This window comes from Salegentibacter salegens, from assembly GCF_900142975.1.
Lineage (GTDB): Bacteria > Bacteroidota > Bacteroidia > Flavobacteriales > Flavobacteriaceae > Salegentibacter > Salegentibacter salegens.
Genome location: NZ_LT670848.1, coordinates 3,313,470 through 3,334,813, shown reverse-complemented (window position 1 = coordinate 3,334,813; position 21,344 = coordinate 3,313,470). Strand labels below are relative to the sequence as shown.

Genomic DNA, 21,344 nt, shown 5'->3' with positions numbered 1-21,344 from the left:
TTTTTTCAACAAAAATGCTCCTTATACAGGAGCATTTTTATTTTATAAGGCAATTGATTATCAATTTATGAATTTCAGCTTAATTTCTTATCTTTATATTGAATTTTAGCTAATCACAATTATGCTCGATAAAATTGAATCTAATGCGATTTTAGACCGCTTGCCGGCCCATCTTCAGCAATATATAAAACCACAGAATTACGACGATTATACGCCGGTTAATCACGCAGTTTGGCGGTATGTAATGCGCAAAAATGTAGATTACCTAAGTAAAGTTGCGCACAAATCTTACCTGGAAGGTTTAAAACTAACCGGGATTTCCATAGACCATATTCCCAATATGTACGGGATGAACCGTATTTTAAAGGAAATTGGCTGGGCTGCCGTTGCTGTAGACGGGTTTATCCCGCCAGCTGCTTTTATGGAATTCCAGGCTTTTAATGTTTTGGTAATTGCCAGTGATATTCGGCAACTGGAGCATATAGAATATACCCCGGCACCCGACATTATTCACGAAGGCGCGGGCCACGCTCCTATTATCGCCAATCCCGAATATGCAGAATATTTAAGACGTTTTGGTGAAATTGGATGTAAAGCGATTTCCAGTGCGAGAGATTATGAAATGTATGAAGCTATAAGGCATCTTTCTATCATTAAGGAAGCCGAAGACGCACCGCAGCAAGAAATTGAAGCGGCTGAAAAAAAGGTTGATAAACTTCAGAATGAAACAACTGAGCTTAGTGAAATGGCGCAGATTAGAAACCTACACTGGTGGACAGTTGAATACGGATTAATTGGTACGCTTGAAAATCCTAAAATCTACGGCGCAGGTTTGCTTTCTTCTATTGGTGAGAGCGCCTGGTGCATGACCGATAAGGTGAAAAAGATCCCTTATTCCATTGAAGCCTGCAAACAGGAGTTTGATATTACTAAACCTCAACCTCAACTTTATGTTACTCCAGATTTTGCGCATTTAAGTTTAGTTTTAGAAGAATTTGCCAATAAAATGGCCTTGAGAAAAGGTGGATTGAAAGGAATTCAAAAATTGATTGATTCTAAAAATCTTGGTACTATAGAATTAAGTACCGGGTTACAAATTTCAGGAGATTTTTCAAAAGTTATTGAGCACGAAGGAAAACCAATTTATATAAAAACTTCAGGAAAAACGGCGCTTTCGCACCGGGAAAAAGAACTGGTGGGTCACAGTGTAGAAAACCATCCAGACGGTTTTAGCTCACCAATTGGGTCTTTAAAAGGAATTAATCTCGCTATAGAAGATATGAGTCCGCGGGATCTTAGCGCTTATGATATTTACGAAGGTGAAAAGATTGAATTTGAATTTGAAGGCGGAATAAAAGTTAAAGGAGAAATTATTACCGGCACCAGAAACCTACAAGGTAAAATTATCCTGATAAGTCTTAAAGATTGTACTGTTACTTATGGCGATGAAATTCTATTTAAACCTGAATGGGGTAAATATGATATGGCGATAGGAAAGGAAGTTATTTCAGCATTTGCCGGCCCTGCCGATAATCTTTCGTTCGATCTTATTACCCACAAAACTTCCAGTACTACTATAAAAAGCAAAAACACACCGGAACGGGAAGAATTGAATTCCCTTTATGCTTCGGTTAGAAATATTAGAGGAGGAAAAGATGCAACATTTTCGTTAGATGCGGCCTTAGATCTGGCAAAAAAACATCACCAGAAAGATTGGTTGCTTTCTGTAGAAATCTATGAGATGGTGGTGGGTAAGGATGAAAAACTCACTAAAGAGGTTTTAAATCATTTAGAAGATGTAAAATCCAAAAGGCCAGATATTTCGCATTTAATTGATGGAGGAATAAATCTTATAGATGCGCAATTAGTTAAATAAGCTCCCGCATTTAATAGGAAAAATTAGAGTTTTATCTCCTGTAATTCTTCTGAATCATTAAAATTATGATCATTGTACTGTATCCATTCGGCTAAGTACCCCTTATAAAACTTGAATAATTTTGTAAGCAGTTCTTTTGCCTATTTATTCAGCTGTAATTTTTTGTAATTCTGGGGATAGAGATTCTTAATATCCTTATACTTGATGATCATGATATTCTCTAAGGTATATTTTAACCACTGGTAAGGATTTACCTCATGTTTTTTGCAGATGGCAAAAAAGGAATAGATTGCTGCGGCTCTTTGCGCAGCCTGATGGGACCCGGCAAATAGGTAGTTTTTTCTACCGATTGCAATGGTTCGGATTTTATTCTCTATTAAATTATTGTCAATACGTAAATTGCCGTCATAGAGGTATGCACACAACGCATCCCACCTGGAGACGCTATAGGCAAGGGCTTTTCCTATCAGACTTTTGGGCAGGGTGCGGGCAAGCTGCTGGGTCATCCATTTCCCCAATTCATTGATCACCGGTAGTGCCTTTTTCAGCCTAAGCTCCTTGGTGTCTTCAGGGCCCAGCTTAGCTTCTTTGATTTCTCTTTCAATGGCATATAAACATTGTATCTGCCTTAAGGCATGTTTTGCCCTTTGCGGATCATTATCCAAGGATTTTTCATAATAACGTCTGGCATGAGCCCAGCATCCTAGATGGGTTACCCCTTCCTTTTTAGCATATTCATCATACACTACATAACCATCTGTCTGAAGATAGCCTTTAAAGTCTTTCAGCATATGGACAGGTGCCTTTTGCCCACGGGTAGGCTGGTAGTCAAAGACTACATTTCCATCGATCGGGCTATGGTATACCCAATAGTAACCCAGATGGGTTTTTCCTTTTTTTCCCTCATCCTGGACTTTTATTGTCGTCTCGTCTACTTGCAAGTAGCCTTGGGATTTTACATCTGCTATTAATTCTTCAAAGAGAGGAACAATCCGGTCGAGCCCTTTGGCACACCAGCCATTGATAGTAGAAGGAGCAATGGGTATCTTTTCCCTTTTAAAACGCTGAAGCTGCCGGTAAAGTGGTAAATGGTCACAGAATTTATCGACCAATATGGAAGTTACAAGTCCGGCCCCGGCAATACCTTTATCGATCACCCGCTCCGGTAGTTCCCCAATGACCACACCTTCGCCAGACTTGTGGGCATATTTATACCGAATATACCTGCGGATAAAAAACCGTGCAGGTTCGCAGTCCAGTTCATCGGTAACTTCCTGACCGATACATTTCCTTCCGGAGATATCCTCCTGGGGATAGATCTTCACTTCTTCTACCGGGAGATGGTCTGGTAATGGCTGGCGGCCTTTATGATTGGTATTTTTCTTCTTGCGCTGGTAGGTAATCTTCTCAGTAAAGGCTTCTTCCCGGTTTTGAAGTTCTTGGGTATTGGGCTCAAAAGGCAGGGTCAACTGATCCTTATCCTCAAAACGCTCGCGTTTCTGACCAAACTGCATCCTTCGAAACATATCCAGCTGGCTTTCCAGATAAGCTACTTTTTCTTCAAGAACCCCAGATTTGCTTAAATATTTACGAAGTTGCTCATCGCCCCGGGCAAGTTCCTTGTCTGCTTGTTTTAAATCTTTCTCCTGTTGCTTTAATTCTTGCTGAAATTTTTGAAGCTCTTTTTTATGGGAAGCGATCGCTTTGGAATGCTCTTGGGACTGCTCTTTTATAAGGGCCAACAATTGTTGTTTTGAGAAGGATTCAAGGGCTTTTTCCATACTATAAAAGTACGGTTTTTTAGCCTTTAAAGCAACAATTATTTTACATTTTTATCAGCAAAAACAAGGGGTTTGGGAGGGTTGTACCTGGAAAGGTGACGCAGTTTTTCTGCTTTAATCCCTTCAATCATCATCACCAGTTGGCCCCAACTCACACCTCCTGATCGCAGGCCTTTGGGCAGGGAGAACGTACCCTTTTCCAGGCGCTTATAATAAATGACAAAACCCCCGGATTCCCAGTGCAGGAGTTTGATGTGGGTGGCCCGGCGGTTGATAAAAATAAACACATCTCCACTAATAGGATCTTTTCCCATCTTACCGGTTACCAATCCCGATAGGCCGTGGAATCCTTTGCGCATATCACAAGCTCCCTTATAGAGATAATACCGGTGGGAAGAACTTAAACTGAACATAAGCTACAGGTTGATCAGTGCAGATAATTGACCCAAACCAATACCGGAAACCTCTAATTGCACGCCATTAGGATACCTAAGGCGGTACTGAGATTGGAAAAAATCTGCTTTATCAGGAGATAATTTTACAAAACCGTCAAAAGCTTCCTCTTTTGTGTTTTTCCATTTTTTTAACCAGTAAAAAAACTTACTGGGGGCTATCCCATGGTTACGGCAGAAAGTTTTCTTACTTAAACCACTAATTTCCCATTCCTTGATTATTTCAAACATACTGGCTTGCTTATCCATTTATTTTTTGTGGCAAGCTAGAATTTATCTGAAGTTTACAAAAGATGTACTTAGCCGTTTGGATACATTGTACTGAAGCGTCCATCCCATAGAACTGGTTAGAATATAGATTTTTTGTAATTCGCTAATCAGTCTGTTTTGTGCATTTGATTTCAGCGAAGAAGCATCTACTTTTTTTCTGATAGATTTTTCTATACGGGTTCTTATTTTGTTATGGTCCTCAGCGTCAAACTGGTTTAAATAATCCTGGGTAACATCGTAATATTTTATATCGGGATTTATAGAAATTTCTTCTTTAGGAATATAAGTAATACGAACAATTTTATTTTCTTCATCAATTTCGGTTCGGAGTTTACTTAAATCGTAGGCCACCGTTGCCTTTGCATTAACTACGATTAATGCTTTTTTTCTAGCCGAAAAAACATCTAAATAGAATTTCTTAGAGTCCTTGTAAGAATAAACCTGCGAGAAAGTTCCTTCAGTCACTACCAGTTTCCCAACATTTTTAATTTGCTGCTGAAGCAGGGCTGTGCTTTCTTCTAACTGGTCTCTTTCATTATTTCTATTTTCACAATAGCGAATTCCAAAAACAACAAGCAATACCAAAATAGCTCCTATAAGGAAATTTCTCATTTTTCAATTTTTTCTAAAGGTACAAAGAATGTGAATTTAGGGGATTTTGAAGAAAACATTAAAGTTTTAAAACACTTATGGACGGCCCCACCCGTCCATAAGTTTTTAAATTTCTAAAATCTACCCCAACAAATTTTAGAAAACGAATTAAGATACCAGTCAAAACTCTCGGCTTCTCAGCTATTCGTTTTCAATGACTTATATCTAAAATTCTACGATAAAAATACAAAAAAAATTAGTATACAGACAGATTCGAAATTAATTTAATATTTTTTTGACAATATCTTAATTTAGAACTGAATGTGGGGATAGCGGTTTTGAAGAGTTAAAACTTTAGAATTCAATTTTTCCAGGAAGTGTTGATGTGCATCAGATTTAGGATTAAATGGGCGATGTGCTAATCCTTTTTGAATATTTTCCACCTCATTTAAAACCGAAAAGGAAGCTTCTGAAAACCAGGTTTCTATAAATCGTTTCCAAATATAATCTATGGCTGCTGGAGAAGGGTGCAACATATCTTCAGCATAAAACCGATAGTCCCGAAGTTCGTCCATCATCAATTCGTAGGAAGGGAAATAAAGCCCTTTAACCCCTAAATTCCTTTCTAATATATTATGAACAGCGCTAATTAAATGCGCCTTGCTTCGTTGATTTTCAATAAATCCGTCTTTGAGATGCCGAACTGGAGAAACCGTAAAAATTACCGTAATTTCAGGATTTATTTCCTGCAGGAATACTATAATATTATTCAATGAAACCTCTATTTCCCCAACTGGTTGTAGTTCCTTTCTAAATTCCTTCTGCGGAATTTTATGACAATTGGCTACCGTTTTTTCGTTTTCCAAATGAAAATAACTCCAGGCAGTGCCTAAAGTAATCACCAAATGTGAACTTTGCTGAAGAAACTCGCGGGCGTTATTTAATGCTGAATTTAGGTTTTTTAGCAAAACCTCAGCGTCTGGATGACTTAACGAAGAATGTGCATCAAAACAATGCCAACGCTCCTGGTGCTGAAAAATATCTTTTTCAGTATATAGCTTTTCTTCATTAAGCTTCTGAAAAAACTTTGCAATAGCTAATGGATGGAATAGAATTCCGAAGGGATTCTGGAAATTTTGCAGTTTATAGAAATCCAGTTTTTTTCCGATATTCTCTACAAAACAGGAACCAATAAGAAAGACCTTAGATTCGTAATCTATCTTAGGTTCAGCCTCTTTTATAGGTATCTTGGTCCTGAATTCCATAGAGTTATATAGAAGCTGTCTTAAAAGGTTTTAAAACCGTCATCTTGAATTTATTTCAAGATCTAACGTACTGGTAATCAAAAAACATGTTAGAAGCTGAAACAAGTTCAGCGTGACGAAAATAAACTTTTCAGACAGCCTCGTGCTTTATTTTAAATAGGCCTGTGCTTCTTGCAAAGCCTCATAAATTCCTTCCGGCTTTTTACCACCGGCAGTTGCGAAAAACGGCTGGCCACCGCCACCGCCCTGGATATATTTACCAAGGTCTTTTACAATTTTCCCCGCGTGCAAATCTTTTTGTTTAGCCAAATCTTTAGAAATATAGCAGCTCAAAAGAGCCTTTCCATTATGCTCGGTTCCGAATAATAAAAATAGGTTTTCAAACTCTTCTCCCAACTGGAATGCAAGGTCTTTTATGCCGCCGGCATCAAGATCAACTTTTTTCGCAAGAAAATTCACTCCGTTTATTTCAGAAATTTCAGACCTTAATTCGGTTTTCATGTTTTTAGCTTTATCTCTTAATAAAACTTCAACCTGCTTTTTTAAAGCTGCGTTTTCTTCCTGCAAAGTATTCACCGCTTTTACCGGGTCTTTTGCATTTTTCAATTCGGCTTTTATTTGCTCCAAAACCTCATCCTGGTTAGCAAAATAATCTTTAACTGCTTCCCCGGTAATTGCTTCAATCCTTCTAATTCCTGAAGCTACGGCACCTTCCGAGGTAATTTTAAAATGCCATATTTCGGAAGTATTCTTTACGTGGATTCCCCCGCAAAGCTCCATAGATTCTCCAAAACGAATGGCGCGAACAGCATCCCCGTATTTTTCACCAAAAAGCGCCAGAGCGCCCTGGTTCACAGCTTCCTTAAACGAAATACTTCGTTGCTCTTCTAAAGGTAATTGTTCATTGATTCGCTGATTTACCAGTTTTTCAACCTGCTCTAATTCCTCTTTATTTACTTTGCTGAAGTGCGAAAAATCAAAACGCAAGTAATCTCCTTTAACCAGAGAACCTTTTTGTTCTACGTGAGTTCCCAAAACTTCCCGAAGCGCCTGGTGCAATAAGTGCGTGGCTGTATGATTAGCCGCGGTAGCTGCACGATTTTTCGAGTTTACAACTGCCTTAAATTTATCTTTTGGATTCTTAGGGAGCGATTTAGCAAAATGAACAATTAAGTTATTCTCCTTTTTAGTGTCGGTGATTTCAATCTTATTGTTTTCAATATCTGTAAGAAAACCTTTATCTCCAACCTGTCCACCACCTTCAGGATAAAACGGGGTTTGTGTAAGCACAATTTGATATAATGCACCTTTTTTGCTTTCCACTTTTCGGTATCGGGCAATTTGAGTTTCAGCTTCTAAATTATCGTAACCCACAAATGCTTCTGCATTTACTGGATTTATTTCTTCCCAGTCTCCGGCAGTAACCTGGGTGGCTGCACGAGACCTGTCTTTTTGCTCTTTAAGCTGAACTTCAAATTCCTTTTGATCAAGATCAAATCCGCGTTCGCGTAAAATAAGCGCGGTTAAATCTATAGGAAAACCAAAAGTATCGTAAAGCTCAAAAGCTTTCTTCCCCGAAACAGTTTTCCCTTTAGTTTCAAAAATTATATTTTCCAATAAAATCAAGCCCTGATCTAATGTTCTTAAGAAAGATTGCTCTTCTTCCCTAATCACATTTTCGCATAAAGTTTTTTGAGATTTAAGTTCAGGAAATGCTTCCCCCATTTGCTTGCTTAGCACTCCTACCAACTTATAAATAAACGGCTCTTTGGTATCTAAAAATGTAAATCCGTAGCGAATGGCGCGTCTTAAAATTCTTCTAATCACATAACCGGCACCGGTATTTGAAGGCAGTTGCCCATCGGCAATAGAAAAAGTTACCGCTCTTACGTGATCTGCAATTACCCGGGTTGCGATATCGGTTTTTTCAGATTTTCCGTAGGTGGAATTTGTTATTTTTTCAAGTTCAGAAATTAGCGGCGTAAATACATCGGTATCATAATTAGATTGTGTTCCCTGTAAAACCATACAAAGACGTTCAAAACCCATCCCGGTATCTATATGTTTTGCTGGCAATTCTACCAGCGAACCATCGGCTTTTCGGTTATATTGCATAAAAACCAGGTTCCAGATCTCCACCACTTGTGGGTGATCTTCATTCACCAATTCTTTTCCGGGTTTCTTGGCTTTTTCAGCTTCAGAACGAATATCTATATGAATTTCAGAACAAGGTCCGCAAGGTCCCTGGTCGCCCATTTCCCAAAAATTATCTTTTTTATCGCCATAAACAATACGATCTTCAGGAACAATCTTTTTCCAAAGATCTAATGCTTCGGTATCTAAGCCTAATTTATCCTCTTTGCTTCCTTCAAAAACAGAAACGTAAAGATTTTCAGGAGTAATTTTAAAAACTTCAGTAAGTAATTCCCAGGCCCAGTTTATGGCTTCCTCTTTAAAATAATCGCCAAAACTCCAGTTTCCCAACATCTCGAACATCGTGTGATGGTAAGTATCCATTCCCACTTCTTCCAAATCGTTATGCTTTCCGCTTACGCGAAGACATTTTTGGCTATCGGTAATTCGGGAACTTGATGGTTCGCTATTACCTAAAAAATACTCCTTAAACTGAACCATCCCCGCATTGGTGAACATAAGGGTGGGATCGTCTTTTAACACCATAGGCGCAGAAGGAACGATTTTATGAGATTTGGACTTAAAAAATTCTAAAAACTGGCTTCTTATTTCCTGAGATTTCATCTACTTAATCTAATCTAAAATTATTAATTGTGTTGGTGCTGAAACAATTCCTATATTTGTTCGTTTACCAGACTAAACTTAGCACGGTAATTGCTCAGTATTGTTGGCAAAAATAGCATAAATTTGACTCATGTCGAAGGTTAAATATTATTACGATAGCGACACGCAATCCTATAGAAAAATAGAGCGCCGAAAAGGCCGCCGCATAGGGATTGTACTGCTTAGTATCTTAGGATCTTTCCTTGCCGGTTTTCTATTACTGGTAATTTATTTAAATATTCCGCAGATTGTAACTCCAAAAGAAAAAGCCTTAAAACGCGAACTTCAAAATATGGAATTGCAATATGGTTTATTGAATAAAAAAATGGGTCAAATCCAGAATGTTCTTGCTAATATTGAAGATCGCGATAATAATATTTACCGGGTTTATTTTGAAGCTAACCCAATTCCTGAAGAGCAAAGACGCGCAGGTTTTGGCGGTATTAACCGCTATAAAGACCTGGAAGGTTTTGATAATTCTAAACTGATTATTGAGACTAGCAAGCGAATGGATATTCTTACCAAGCAGCTGGTGGTACAATCTAAATCTCTTGATGAAATTGCCGCATTGGCAAAGGAAAAAGAGAGCCTGTTATCCTCCGTACCTGCTATACAGCCGGTAAAAAACGAAGATCTTAGTAGAATTGCTTCCGGTTACGGTTGGAGAACCGACCCGTTTACCAAAGTGAGAAAATTTCATCACGGAATGGACTTTAGCGCCCCTCGTGGTACGCCGGTTTATGCCACGGGAAATGGCAGAGTTGAAAGAGCAGACAATCGCTCTACCGGTTATGGAAATCACATAAGAGTAGATCACGGTTATGGCTATACCAGCCTTTACGCTCATTTATATAAATATAATGTGCGAGTGGGACAACGAGTTCAACGCGGCGATATTATTGGTTACGTGGGAAGCACGGGAAGGTCCCAGGGGCCACATTTGCATTATGAGATCTTTAAAGATGACAACCGAATTAACCCTATTAATTTTTATTACGGAAACCTTTCGCCAGAAGAATTTGATAAAGTTCTGGAAAAAGCGCAACAAGAAAACCAATCCCTGGATTAATGCATCTTAATTTACCAGAAAAAAGATATTACGGCATTGGCGAAGTAGCAGAAGCCTTTAAGGTAAACACCTCCTTAATTAGGTTTTGGGAAAAGGAATTCGATGTAATTCAGCCTAAAAAAAATGCTAAGGGAAATCGTAAATTCACACCCGAGGATATTAAGAATTTAGAGCTTATTTATCACCTGGTAAAAGAGCGCGGTTTCACCCTGGAAGGTGCAAAAACACATTTAAAAGAAGAAAAACACAAAACCCTTAGCAACTTCGAAATAATTCGTAAGTTGGAAGGAGTAAAAGCAAAACTAATCAATCTTAAAAATCAGTTGTAGAAATGAAAAAATGGTTAATCCCAGTAATAGTAATCGTAGTTCTTGGCATTATTGTTTACAGTCTTACCGCAGGAGTAAATAACACCGCGGTAGAATATGAAGAAGGAGTTATAAAGAATTGGGCCGATGTTGAAAATGCTTATCAGCGAAGAAGTGATCTTATCCCGAATTTGGTGAATACCGTAGAAGGTTCAGCCGATTTTGAGCGTGGAACTTTAACTGATGTTATTGAAGCGCGCGCCAAAGCAACTTCTGTAAATGTTGATGCCGGAAATTTAGATCCGCAGCAAATTCAGCAATTCCAACAGGCGCAAGGCGGATTATCTTCAGCATTATCAAGGCTTTTAGTCTCTGTTGAAAGATATCCCGATATTAAATCGAATCAGAACTTCCTTCAATTACAATCGCAATTAGAAGGAACAGAAAACCGAATAAGTGTTGCGAGAAATCGCTATAATGAAGCCGTGAGACAATACAACACTTATATTAGAAAATTCCCGAATAATATTTTTGCCGGAATGTTCGGTTTTGAAAGAAAACCAGCTTTTGAAGCAGAAGAAGGTGCAGAGAACGCCCCAGATGTTGAATTTGATTTTTAAGCAAGATGAGCAAAGTTGAAGATTTTTTAAGCAAAAGAGACGAAGAAGAGATTATTGAAGCCATTAGAACAGCAGAGAGTCATACTTCCGGCGAAGTAAGAGTTCACTTGGAAAAAACCACCGGCGAGATGGATATTTTTGATCGCGCCATGGAAGTTTTTCATATGCTGAAAATGGATAATACCAAGCACGATAATGGAGTGCTTATTTATGTTGCCGTAGAAGATCACAATTTTGTGATCTATGGCGATAAAGGTATTAATGATGTAGTCCCAGATGATTTTTGGGAAAGCACCAAAGATGCTATTGTAGAAAAGTTTAAAAAAGGAGAATTTAAGCAAGGTTTGGTAAACGGTATTTTAACCGCCGGCCAGCAACTTAAAAAACACTTCCCGTATAGCGATGATACACGGGACGAACTCTCCAACGAAATTTCAAAAGGATAAATGCCACAATTCACTAAAAAATTCAACCTATTATTTTTGTTTTTTCTCGTTTTTTCGGGGGTTATATATGCACAGCGCGATGTTCCGCCTAAACCATCAGACCAGACAAGCGTTTATGATGAAGCCGATATCTTGTCTTCTTCGGAAGAAAGTCAGTTAGAACAGAAGTTAATTAACTATGCCGATACGACTTCAACCCAAATTGTAATAGCTACTATAGAATCTTTACAGGGAGAATACGAAGGAGTTTACGCTGCAGAATGGGCTCAAGAATGGGGAATTGGACAAAATGAAAAAGATAACGGACTCTTAATTCTTGTTGCTGAAAATGACCGGAAAATCTGGATAACCACGGGTTATGGACTCGAAGAATACCTGACTGATGCACGAAGTAAACAAATAATAGAACAAATTATTCTTCCTGAATTTAGGAACGAAAGTTATTACAACGGCCTCAATGCTGGCACTACGGCTGTCTTCCAGGTCCTGGCCGGCACTTTTGAAGGCACACCACAATCCCGAAATTCAGAAAGAAGCTTTCCTCTCCAGGGAGTTGTTATGCTTATTATTTTTGTAGTCATTATTATTTCGTTTTTTAAACGGCGTGGTGGCGGTGGCCGCAATGGCGGAAGAAGAAGCGCCGGAGACACTTTTCTAGACGCTATTATCTTAAGCTCTCTAGGACGTGGTACTTTTGGCGGAGGCAGCTCTGGTGGAGGTTTTGGCGGCGGAGGCGGCTTTGGTGGTGGTTTCGGCGGCGGCGGCTTCGGCGGCGGCGGTGCCGGTGGAAGCTGGTAAATTCAGTGCGCAGGTTTCAGTAGGCAGTGGGCAGTAAAACAGTTCCCAGTTTCCAGTTTAAATGATTTCTTGATCTAATCGAGTTTATTTTAAAAATTCATAAAGCTCCTCTCCTTATTTTCAAGGGGAGGTGGCCGCAGGCCGGAGGGCTCTGGCTTTTGAAACTGAATTCAATTGCAAGATTCAACCGAAAAACCTATAAAAATAAAGACTGTTTGAGAGGTTGGTTTGAATCGTCATCCTGAACTTGTTTCAGAGCCTGCTCCGCAATTTATTCGGAGATCTAAGATGTTGGTAATCTAAACGTGTTAGAAGCTGAAACAACTTCAGCTTGACGGAACTAAGACCTCTCAAACAGTCTTCTTCACTTTCAGAAGAAATTCAATCTACCTTCCTCTCTTATTATTAGGATCTTTTCCACCAAACTTGCTGATTTTATAGGTAAAGCTCAGCATAAAATATTGTTCTAAAACAAGCTCTTGTGTATCCTGGATAAAATCGTCTCCTGTGAATCTTCGGGTTGCTATATTTTGATCCAGCAAGTCAAATACTTTTATTTTTAGCGTTCCATTATCTCCAAAAACTTCATATCCCAAACTGGCATTCCATAAGTAGAATGAATTTTGAAATCCCGGGGATGCGTTCCCAATAGATTGGTAAGCAATATCACTTCCTATTACAAATTTCTCTGGCCAAAATGAAGTAAGCGCCAGGGAGATACTCTGGTTCTTATAATTTTCCTCCCTGTTATTAAAGCTGTATTCAGCATCTACAAATTCAACGCTATAAAAAGGTTCTATAGTCACCAAATCCCTGAAATTATATTCCACTCCTAAATTAGGAGTTAGGTTTAAAGTTTTAGAAGTAAAACGTTGCTCGTTTGTAAACCCAGCATTTCTATTGTAATTTCCATACACTCCTCCTCGAATTTTAATAGAGCTTTCTTTTTCCAGTTCAAAGGTTTTATCAATATTTCCACCACCAAAATAGCTGTAAACACCATCTACGTTGGTATATGTTGTGGTTCGCACTAAATCTTCATCTACCGTACTTCTTGTTACTACCTGGTCATCGGTGAAATTTCCGCCTAAATAGGCATAAAAACCAGATCGCGTTTTAAAATCAAAATTATTAAAGTTGAAATAAAACCTGTGCCTTAAAGCAGGCCTAAGATCTGGATTACCAGTTATAATATTTAGCGGATTAATCGTATTGGTTACGGGTTGCAATTGGGTAAGTGAGGGTGTGTCCCAGGAGTTGCTGTAATTAAAATAAATAGATTTACCTTGCGATAAACTATACCTGAAATAGGCATTTGCAAACACATTTTCATAAGTATTATCTATACTCGTTTCTGTGAAAAGGTCTTCATTTTTTAGCCTGATGCTTTGAAATCCTCCTGAAAGGCTGGCTCTTAATTTTTCATCATTATAAACCAAACCTAAACTTGGCCGATGCGTAAAAGATTCAGATTTAAAATCATTACTCAATTCATCATCCAGTAAAGTATAATCGCCTTCATCGCTTGCATCATAAACCAGGCGCTCATTTCGGCCGTCTGCTTTATCAAAATTATAACTTACATCCAACATTAATGCTTCGGTAATAGGAAAACGGGTACTTAGATCTACCCCGTAATTATTATCCCTGTTTTCTTCGGAAATTAACTGGTCCTGAATATCGGTATTCACCAATTCCCCTTCCTGATTATAAATTTCTCTTTCAGAAAAGAAATTGTTATCCTGTGAACGCGTGTTGTTCTGGTTATTAAAACCTACACTATAATACCCACCATTTTCACCAAATTTACGGGTAAAATTTAATCGGTTAGAGAAGTTTACGCTATGAACTTTAGAATTATTATCGGTTAAAGCGGTGTTTATGGGAGTCCCATCTTCTGCAACAGATTCGGTAAAAGATTGATTAGAAGAACGGCCATTATTCGTGTTTATATTAGGCCTAACTGAAATCCTGGTCAAGGTATCAGGCTGTATCTCAAATCCTAAATTAAACCGGTGATTGTTGTTAACCCGGTTACCGCTAGATTCAGAATTATTGAAGAATCTTCTATCTGGTAAAATGTTCTCTCTTTGGGTTCTGGATTCTGTACGGTTATCGGCGCGGCTATAAAAATAATTAGATGAAAGTTCGGTTTCCTGAGGCCATTCGTTCACAAAACTAAATCCCGCGTTATCAGATTTTGTAATCCCGTTTCCTGATCCAAAATCACTCCCGTTAATGCTGAAATTTCCACCTCGACTCCTGGTGATGGAATAAGCATTACGGCCCATCGCGTCATAAATTTCATCGAAAGAAAACCCGGAAGAATTAATGTTGTTGGAACTCGCCAAAAGGCTCACCCGCATATCATTTTTAAAATAATTTCCAATTCCGCTTAATTCATAACGATTATCGGTCCCGCCACCGGCAGTAAGCCTGGAGAAAAATCCGCGGTTTTTATCTTCATCTATGGTAATATTGATGGTTTTGTTTTCGGCATCTCCTTCTTTTCCGGTAAACTCTTCAGATTTTGTTTTGCTATCTACAACCTGAAGTTTATTAATTAACTCCTTAGGCAGGTTTTTGGTAGCGATTTTAGGATCGTCTCCAAAAAATTCTTTTCCGTTCACTTTAATTTGTGAAACCGGGGTGCCATTAACGGTAATACTCCCATCGGTAGCCACTTCTACTCCTGGTAATTCTTTCAGCAATTCTTCTAAATTGGCGTCTTTACGCGTTTTAAAAGAAGCCGCGTTAAATTCTAGCGTATCTTTTTTTATCGTTACCGGTGCGCGGGAAGAAGTAATAGTTATTTCATCTAAAGCATTATCGGCCACCTGCAATTTTATAACATCGAGATTTACTTCGCTATTAATTTTAACCTGCTGAGCATAAGTCTTAAAGCCGGCATAGGAAATAAGTAAATTTAATTCCTGAATTTCTGTACTTCCTGAAAGTTGAAATTCTCCTGCATTGTTTGAAATTGTATAAGTAACCAAACTACTATCTGCAGGTTTCTCAAGATAAACCGTAGCCGATTCCAGCGGTTCCCCTTGCGGGCCGGTTATTTTACCATTAATTTCAAAATCCTGGGCGGTTAAATTTCCTGCCAGGAAAAGCAAGGCAAGTGAAAGTAAAATTCTCATTTAAAGGTTAGGTGTTAAAAATTTGAATAAATCAAGACAAAGCAATGCCTCACTAACTATATTGGTAGTTAGACTCTCAATTTGTTACAAAGTTTAACAGAGAATTTATTTTTTCCTGAAATACACTGAAATCGGCACTCCTTTAAGATCAAATTCCTTTCTTAACTTGTTCTCTATAAATCGCTTATAAGGATCTCTCACGTATTGCGGAAGATTACAGAAAAATGCAAATTGCGGTTGGGGCGTAGGTAATTGTGTACAGAATTTAATCTTTACATATTTACCTTTATAAGCCGGCGGAGGATTTTGCTCTATTATTGGAAGCATTATATCGTTAAGCTCGCGGGTTTTAATTTTCTTACTACGATTCTCAAAAACCTTTACGGCAGTTTCTATCGCTTTAAAAATACGTTGCTTGGTAAGCACCGACATAAATACAATAGGTACATCGGTAAAAGGTTCTATTTCGCGCCTAATCATTGCTTCGAATTCTTTCATGGTGTTGGTTTCCTTATCTTCAACCAAATCCCATTTATTAACGAGAATCACGATTCCTTTTCGGTTTCTTTGTGCCAGCCAGAAAATATTCTGAACCTGCCCGTCAAATCCGCGGGTAGCATCTAAAATTACCAAACATACATCACAGTTTTCTATAGCACGAACAGATCGCATTACCGAATAAAACTCAAGGTCTTCCTTAACCTTGGATTTTCTACGAATTCCGGCGGTATCTACCAGGTTAAATTCAAACCCGAATCTATTATATTTGGTATCCATAGAATCGCGGGTAGTCCCGGCAATATCTGTAACTATATAACGCTCTTCCCCAATTAAAGCATTAATAAAAGAAGATTTCCCTGCGTTGGGGCGTCCCACTACTGCAAATCTTGGCAATTCGGTTTCTTCTTCGGCTTCGGTTTCAGGGAGCGCTTCTACTAAAGCATCCAGTAAATCTCCGGTTCCACTACCGCTTGTACTGGCAATAGGGAAATATTCTCCAAGACCCAGCGAATAGAATTCCACCGCATTTTCCAGTCTTTTATTATTATCTACTTTATTGACAGCCAGGAGTACAGGCTTGTCAACTTTTCTAAGTAATTGCGCAACGTCTTCATCCATTGGAGTCACACCACTTTCTACATCTACTATAAAAATTATGGCATCGGCCTCATCTATAGCGAGTTCTACCTGCTTATCTATTTCAGCTTCAAATATATCGTCACTTCCAACCACATAACCACCGGTATCTATAAGCGAAAAATTACGCCCATTCCAGTCAGATTTTCCATAATGGCGATCGCGGGTTACCCCACTTACCGAATCTACAATCGCCTCACGGCGTTGAATTAATCTATTAAAAAAAGTAGATTTTCCAACGTTTGGTCTTCCTACAATGGCTACAATATTGCCCATAACATTCTATTCTTTATTCCCTCAATGCGGTTTTTCTCTGAGTTTATTCAGAGAATGTAATTGTTTGCAAAATTAGTGTAAAAATTCGGGTTTACCCGAAACTTAGAAAACGGAAGTTTATATCGTGAGAAATTGAATTCTTCCGGTGAAATCTTTAAAATTTTTAATCTAGAAGAAATTATTCATTATACCCGAAACGCTTCAACTGGCGTTGGTCGCTTCTCCAGTTTTTGTTCACTTTTACGTAAAGCTCAAGATGCACCTGTTTTCCGAAGAATTTCTCAAGATCTTTCCTGGCTTCTACGCCTACCCTTTTTAAAGCGGCGCCTTTATGGCCAATAATAATCCCTTTTTGGGTTTCACGTTCTACCATAATCACGCTTCGCATTCTAATAATTTTCTCTTCTTCAAAAAATTCCTGGGTATCAATTTCTACCGCGTATGGAATTTCCTTTTTATAATGCATTAAAATCTTTTCGCGAATAATTTCATTTACAAAGAAACGTTCAGGTTTATCGGTAAGCGTATCTTTTGGATAGAACGCAGGAGATTCTGGCAGTAATTCTATAATTCGGTTAAAAACTTCGGCAACATTAAAACCTTCCAGGGCCGAAACCGGGAAAATTTCAGCATTAGGCACTTTCTGCGTCCACATTTGCACCTGACTTTCCAATTCTTCCTGGTTGGATTTATCAATTTTATTCAACAATAAAATAACAGGAATATCGGTTGAAATTATTTTATTAAAAAAGGCTTCATCTTTAAGTTCCTGTTCACCAATTTCTACCATATAAACCAAAACATCAGCATCTTCAAAAGCAGATTTCACGAAACCCATCATAGATTCCTGCAACTCGTACGCAGGTTTTATAATTCCCGGGGTGTCGCTAAGAAGCATCTGGAAATCTTCACCATTTACAATCCCTAAAATCCTGTGGCGAGTGGTTTGCGCTTTAGATGTGATTATAGACAATTTTTCGCCTACAAAAGCATTCATTAAAGTAGATTTCCCCACGTTAGGGTTCCCAATAATATTTACAAATCCTGCCTTATGTGCCATTTTGATAATTTTTATGCTGCAAAGGTAAGACGATTCACTTACAGTTATCTGCTTTTGATTTAAATTTATTTCTGAAATAGTCTTTCTCTTAATTTTCTAACAAAATTTATTAGTAAATTGATAATCAGACGTCTTCATATTATGAAAGCATTAAAAATTTGCAGTTAAGTAGGTGTAAACTTTTCTATTAAAAATAATTGGCTAATTTTGCCGGCTCTTATGAAGCAAAGAAGAAACATACAATCGTCTCCACTTACGCCGCCCTAGGTAGTTAAGTCTTCTCTTCTATTTATTCCGAAATTTATTTTCTGCGGAAGAAATTCCGCTTTCCATTATTTATTAAAATTATATTCTGATGCAAAAAATCTTCAACCTGTTTGATTTTTCACAAAAAGTAGATTACAAAAATGAAGTTTTAGCCGGGCTTACCGTCGCACTAGCTTTAATTCCAGAAGCCGTAGCTTTTGCATTAATCGCAGGGCTTTCCCCATTAACCGGTTTATATGCCGCATTTGTAATGGGACTGGTAACTGCTATTTTAGGTGGTCGCCCGGGAATGATCTCTGGCGCTACAGGTGCGGTGGCCGTTGTAATAGTTGGCCTGTCAATTTCCCACGGGCCAGAATATATATTTGCCACCGTAGTGCTGGCAGGTTTAATACAGGTATTGGCGGGAGTTTTAAAACTAGGGAAATTAATACGTTTAGTGCCACACTCGGTTATTTTTGGTTTCGTAAACGGTTTGGCAATCATCATCTTTATGTCGCAATTAGACCAGTTTAAAGCTTTAAATCCTGTTACCGGTGAATTAGAATGGATGACAGGCGCACCAATGTATACTTTTCTTGGTCTTGTAAGTATTGCTATTTTAATTATCTGGCTATTACCAAAACTTACAAAAGTAGTCCCGGCCACTCTAGTTGCAATTTTAGTAGTTTTTGGAATTGTAGCTGCGTTTGGAATAGATACGAAAACTGTTGGTGATATTGCTTCTATTAAAGGTAGTTTTCCCCCCTTCCACATTCCTATGGTACCTTTTAACCTGGATACTTTAATGCTTATTTTCCCATACGCCGCCATTATGGCCGGGGTTGGATTAATTGAAAGTTTATTAACTTTAAATATTGTTGACGAAATTACAGAAACTCGTGGAAGCGGAAATAAAGAATGTGTAGCCCAGGGAACGGCCAACGTACTTTCAGGATTTTTCTCTGGGATGGGTGGTTGTGCTATGCTTGGCCAGAGTTTAATAAACGTTTCATCTGGAGCAAGAGCAAGACTTTCGGGAATTGTAGCTGCAGTGAGTTTATTGATCTTTATTATGTTTGGCTCTTCGGTTATAGAATTACTTCCAATGGCCGCCTTAACCGGGGTTATGATTATGGTTGCAGTTGGCACCTTTGAGTGGGCCAGTTTAAGAACTTTTAGAAGAATGCCTAAATCTGATATTTTGGTAATGGTTTTGGTTACTGTAGTAACCGTAATACTTCACAACCTTGCTTTAGCAGTATTAATAGGAGTTATTATTTCGGCCCTGGTTTTTGCCTGGGACAACGCAAAACGTATTAGAGCCAGAAAGCGTATTGATGAAGATGGAATAAAACATTACGAGATTTACGGCCCTCTTTTCTTTGGCTCTGTACAGGCTTTTAATGATAAATTTGATGTAATAAATGATCCCGATGAAGTAATTATAGATTTTTCTGAAAGCCGTGTAGTAGACATGTCGGGGATTGAAGCCTTAAACAAGCTTACCGAGAGATACCATAAACAAGGCAAAAAACTTCATTTAAGACACTTGAGTCAGGATTGCCGAAGATTGCTTAGTAATGCCGATGCTATAATAGATGTAAACATTTTAGAAGATCCAACCTATAAAGTTGCGGTAGATAAGGCTTAAGTTTCTTAACTTTATACTTCAACTAAAATACACACGATGTCTATAATTGCTGAAGGAGAAAAGAAGTTTGAAGAAATAACTTCGGTGCAGAACAAGGCGATGCGCCTTAACTTAAATGAAAATATATACGGAACTTTTGCTGAAATTGGTGCCGGCCAGGAAACCGTGCGTCATTTTTTTAGGGCCGGGAATGCTTCTGGAACTGTAGCAAAAACCCTAAGCGCTTACGATAAAGATTTTAGTGACGCTATTTATGGGATTGAAGATGATGGTCGCTATGTTACCGAAGATAGGTTAACCAGTATGATGCGTTACGAAACTGGGCTTATTGAAGAACGTATTTCCCGCCTGAAGCATCCCAATAAATTATTTTTTAGCTATGCTAATACCGTAGCCACCATAGACTGGGCTAAAAAGTATAAAGGCCACGGCTGGTTGGGAATTAGATTTCAAACAAAACCGGGTGAAGATTATAGCGAGATTGTTTTGCATGTGCAGTTTCACGAAAACAATGCTGCACACCAGCAAATTAGCCTGGGGATAATGGGCGTAAACCTTATACACGGTGCTTTTTATCACTACGATAATCCTAAAAAGCTACTCAATCATTTATTTGATCACCTGAATACCGATAAAATTGAAATTGATGCTATTAATTTCACCGGCCCTGTTTTTAAAGAGGTAGATAATAGATTAATGAGCCTGGAACTGGTAAAAAAAGGCATCACTGAAGCAATTATGTTTGCACCAGATGGTAATAATATTTTACCGGCCAGTTTACTTTATAAAAAAAATATTTTAACGCTTCGCGGAAGTTTTAGACCGGTTACTAAAGTAAATATGGCGATGTACGAAAAATCGCTGGAACTTTTTATAAACGAAAGAAAAGTAGAAAAAGATAATACAATTGTAATTTTTGAAATTACGCTTTCTAATTTAAAAGGCGAAGGAGAGATAGACGAACAGGACTTCCTTGATCGTGCAGATTTACTGGGTTCTTTAGGACAAACGGTAATGATCTCAAACTTCCAGGAATATTATAAGGTGGTAGAATATTTTGGCCAACATACAAAAGAACGAATGGGCCTTACAATGGGTGTAAGTACACTTCAGGACATTTTTGACGAAAGATATTACCGTCATTTAAGCGGTGGAATTCTTGAAGCCTTTGGAAAATTATTCTTTAAAAGTTTAAAAATATATCTATATCCGCTTAAAGATCAGGAAACCGGCGAGATTATTACCAGCGAAAATCTAAAGGTACATCCAAGAATGCAGGAGCTTTATCAATATTTTAAAGATAATGGCCGGGTTGTAGACATCAAAGATTATGACCCTAAAACCTTAGATATTCATTCCAGGCAGGTACATCAAATGATTAGAGAAGGAAAAACGGAATGGGAAGATATGCTTCCGGAAAGCACTACTAAAATGATTAAAGAAAAGGAACTTTTTAGAGGAAAATAAAGAAATAAATTACCTCGGGCTACTCACGAGGCATTTGTAAAAACTAAAAAGCCGTTTGAAATAAAATTCAAACGGCTTTTTAGTTT

General features: G+C 38.2%; 17 protein-coding genes. 8 read left to right on the top strand and 9 right to left on the bottom strand.

Features of this window, described 5'->3' with window-relative positions:
• The first annotated feature begins 121 nt into the window (after positions 1 to 121).
• Entirely contained in the window at positions 122 to 1,876 is a 1,755-nt protein-coding gene (locus tag B5488_RS14720; RefSeq protein WP_079735955.1) for an aromatic amino acid hydroxylase, read from the top strand.
• A 140-nt stretch (positions 1,877 to 2,016) separates the two neighbouring features.
• Here the strand turns inward: B5488_RS14720 and tnpC are convergent, their stop codons facing one another.
• From tnpC to alaS, 6 genes are all read right to left on the bottom strand, one after another.
• Positions 2,017 to 3,657 (bottom strand): IS66 family transposase, encoded by a 1,641-nt coding sequence (gene tnpC, locus B5488_RS14715; protein WP_079733450.1) that lies wholly within the window; start codon positions 3,655 to 3,657, stop codon positions 2,017 to 2,019.
• A gap of 38 nt (positions 3,658 to 3,695) precedes the next feature.
• On the bottom strand, positions 3,696 to 4,070 hold the full coding sequence (tnpB, locus tag B5488_RS14710) for an IS66 family insertion sequence element accessory protein TnpB (protein WP_079733451.1): 375 nt from the start codon (positions 4,068 to 4,070) through the stop codon (positions 3,696 to 3,698).
• Between the two features lie 3 nt (positions 4,071 to 4,073).
• Complete coding sequence (tnpA, locus tag B5488_RS14705) at positions 4,074 to 4,358, bottom strand: IS66 family insertion sequence element accessory protein TnpA (protein WP_079733452.1); 285 nt, start codon at positions 4,356 to 4,358, stop codon at positions 4,074 to 4,076.
• A gap of 24 nt (positions 4,359 to 4,382) precedes the next feature.
• Positions 4,383 to 4,991, bottom strand: a complete 609-nt coding sequence (locus B5488_RS14700; RefSeq protein ID WP_079735954.1) for a DUF4230 domain-containing protein — start codon at positions 4,989 to 4,991, stop codon at positions 4,383 to 4,385.
• A 290-nt stretch (positions 4,992 to 5,281) separates the two neighbouring features.
• The gene (locus tag B5488_RS14695; protein ID WP_079735953.1) at positions 5,282 to 6,235 is read right to left on the bottom strand and encodes a GSCFA domain-containing protein; all 954 of its coding nucleotides are present in this window, start codon (positions 6,233 to 6,235) and stop codon (positions 5,282 to 5,284) included.
• A gap of 147 nt (positions 6,236 to 6,382) precedes the next feature.
• A complete protein-coding gene (gene alaS, locus B5488_RS14690; RefSeq protein ID WP_079735952.1) occupies positions 6,383 to 8,992 on the bottom strand; it encodes an alanine--tRNA ligase in 2,610 nt (869 codons plus the stop codon).
• 130 nt (positions 8,993 to 9,122) lie between these two features.
• Between alaS and B5488_RS14685 the strand changes: the two genes are divergently transcribed.
• From B5488_RS14685 to B5488_RS14665, 5 genes are read left to right on the top strand one after another with little or no spacing between them, the layout of a single operon-like run.
• A complete protein-coding gene (locus tag B5488_RS14685) occupies positions 9,123 to 10,100 on the top strand; it encodes a M23 family metallopeptidase (protein WP_079735951.1) in 978 nt (325 codons plus the stop codon).
• Positions 10,100 to 10,429 carry a MerR family transcriptional regulator gene (locus tag B5488_RS14680; RefSeq protein WP_079735950.1) on the top strand — a complete coding sequence of 110 codons (330 nt, stop codon included), beginning with the start codon at positions 10,100 to 10,102 and terminating at the stop codon, positions 10,427 to 10,429. The genes B5488_RS14685 and B5488_RS14680 overlap by 1 nt, the downstream gene beginning before the upstream one ends.
• 2 nt (positions 10,430 to 10,431) lie before the next feature.
• Positions 10,432 to 11,028, top strand: a complete 597-nt coding sequence (locus tag B5488_RS14675; RefSeq protein ID WP_079735949.1) for a LemA family protein — start codon at positions 10,432 to 10,434, stop codon at positions 11,026 to 11,028.
• Between the two features lie 5 nt (positions 11,029 to 11,033).
• Positions 11,034 to 11,474, top strand: a complete 441-nt coding sequence (locus B5488_RS14670; RefSeq protein ID WP_079735948.1) for a TPM domain-containing protein — start codon at positions 11,034 to 11,036, stop codon at positions 11,472 to 11,474.
• Complete coding sequence (locus tag B5488_RS14665) at positions 11,475 to 12,272, top strand: TPM domain-containing protein (protein WP_079735947.1); 798 nt, start codon at positions 11,475 to 11,477, stop codon at positions 12,270 to 12,272.
• Positions 12,273 to 12,658: 386 nt separating this feature from the next.
• Here the strand turns inward: B5488_RS14665 and B5488_RS14660 are convergent, their stop codons facing one another.
• The 3 genes from B5488_RS14660 to era form a co-directional block, all read right to left on the bottom strand.
• The gene (locus B5488_RS14660; RefSeq protein ID WP_079735946.1) at positions 12,659 to 15,418 is read right to left on the bottom strand and encodes a TonB-dependent receptor; all 2,760 of its coding nucleotides are present in this window, start codon (positions 15,416 to 15,418) and stop codon (positions 12,659 to 12,661) included.
• 105 nt (positions 15,419 to 15,523) lie between these two features.
• Positions 15,524 to 16,831 (bottom strand): ribosome biogenesis GTPase Der, encoded by a 1,308-nt coding sequence (gene der, locus B5488_RS14655; protein ID WP_079735945.1) that lies wholly within the window; start codon positions 16,829 to 16,831, stop codon positions 15,524 to 15,526.
• Between the two features lie 178 nt (positions 16,832 to 17,009).
• Complete coding sequence (gene era / locus B5488_RS14650; protein ID WP_079735944.1) at positions 17,010 to 17,891, bottom strand: GTPase Era; 882 nt, start codon at positions 17,889 to 17,891, stop codon at positions 17,010 to 17,012.
• A 355-nt stretch (positions 17,892 to 18,246) separates the two neighbouring features.
• On the opposite strand from era, the gene B5488_RS14645 reads away from it, so the two are divergent.
• Both B5488_RS14645 and B5488_RS14640 read left to right on the top strand, forming a co-directional pair.
• A complete protein-coding gene (locus tag B5488_RS14645) occupies positions 18,247 to 19,791 on the top strand; it encodes a SulP family inorganic anion transporter (protein ID WP_079735943.1) in 1,545 nt (514 codons plus the stop codon).
• Between the two features lie 36 nt (positions 19,792 to 19,827).
• Positions 19,828 to 21,258, top strand: a complete 1,431-nt coding sequence (locus B5488_RS14640; protein WP_079735942.1) for a nicotinate-nucleotide adenylyltransferase — start codon at positions 19,828 to 19,830, stop codon at positions 21,256 to 21,258.
• Positions 21,259 to 21,344: the final 86 nt, after the last annotated feature.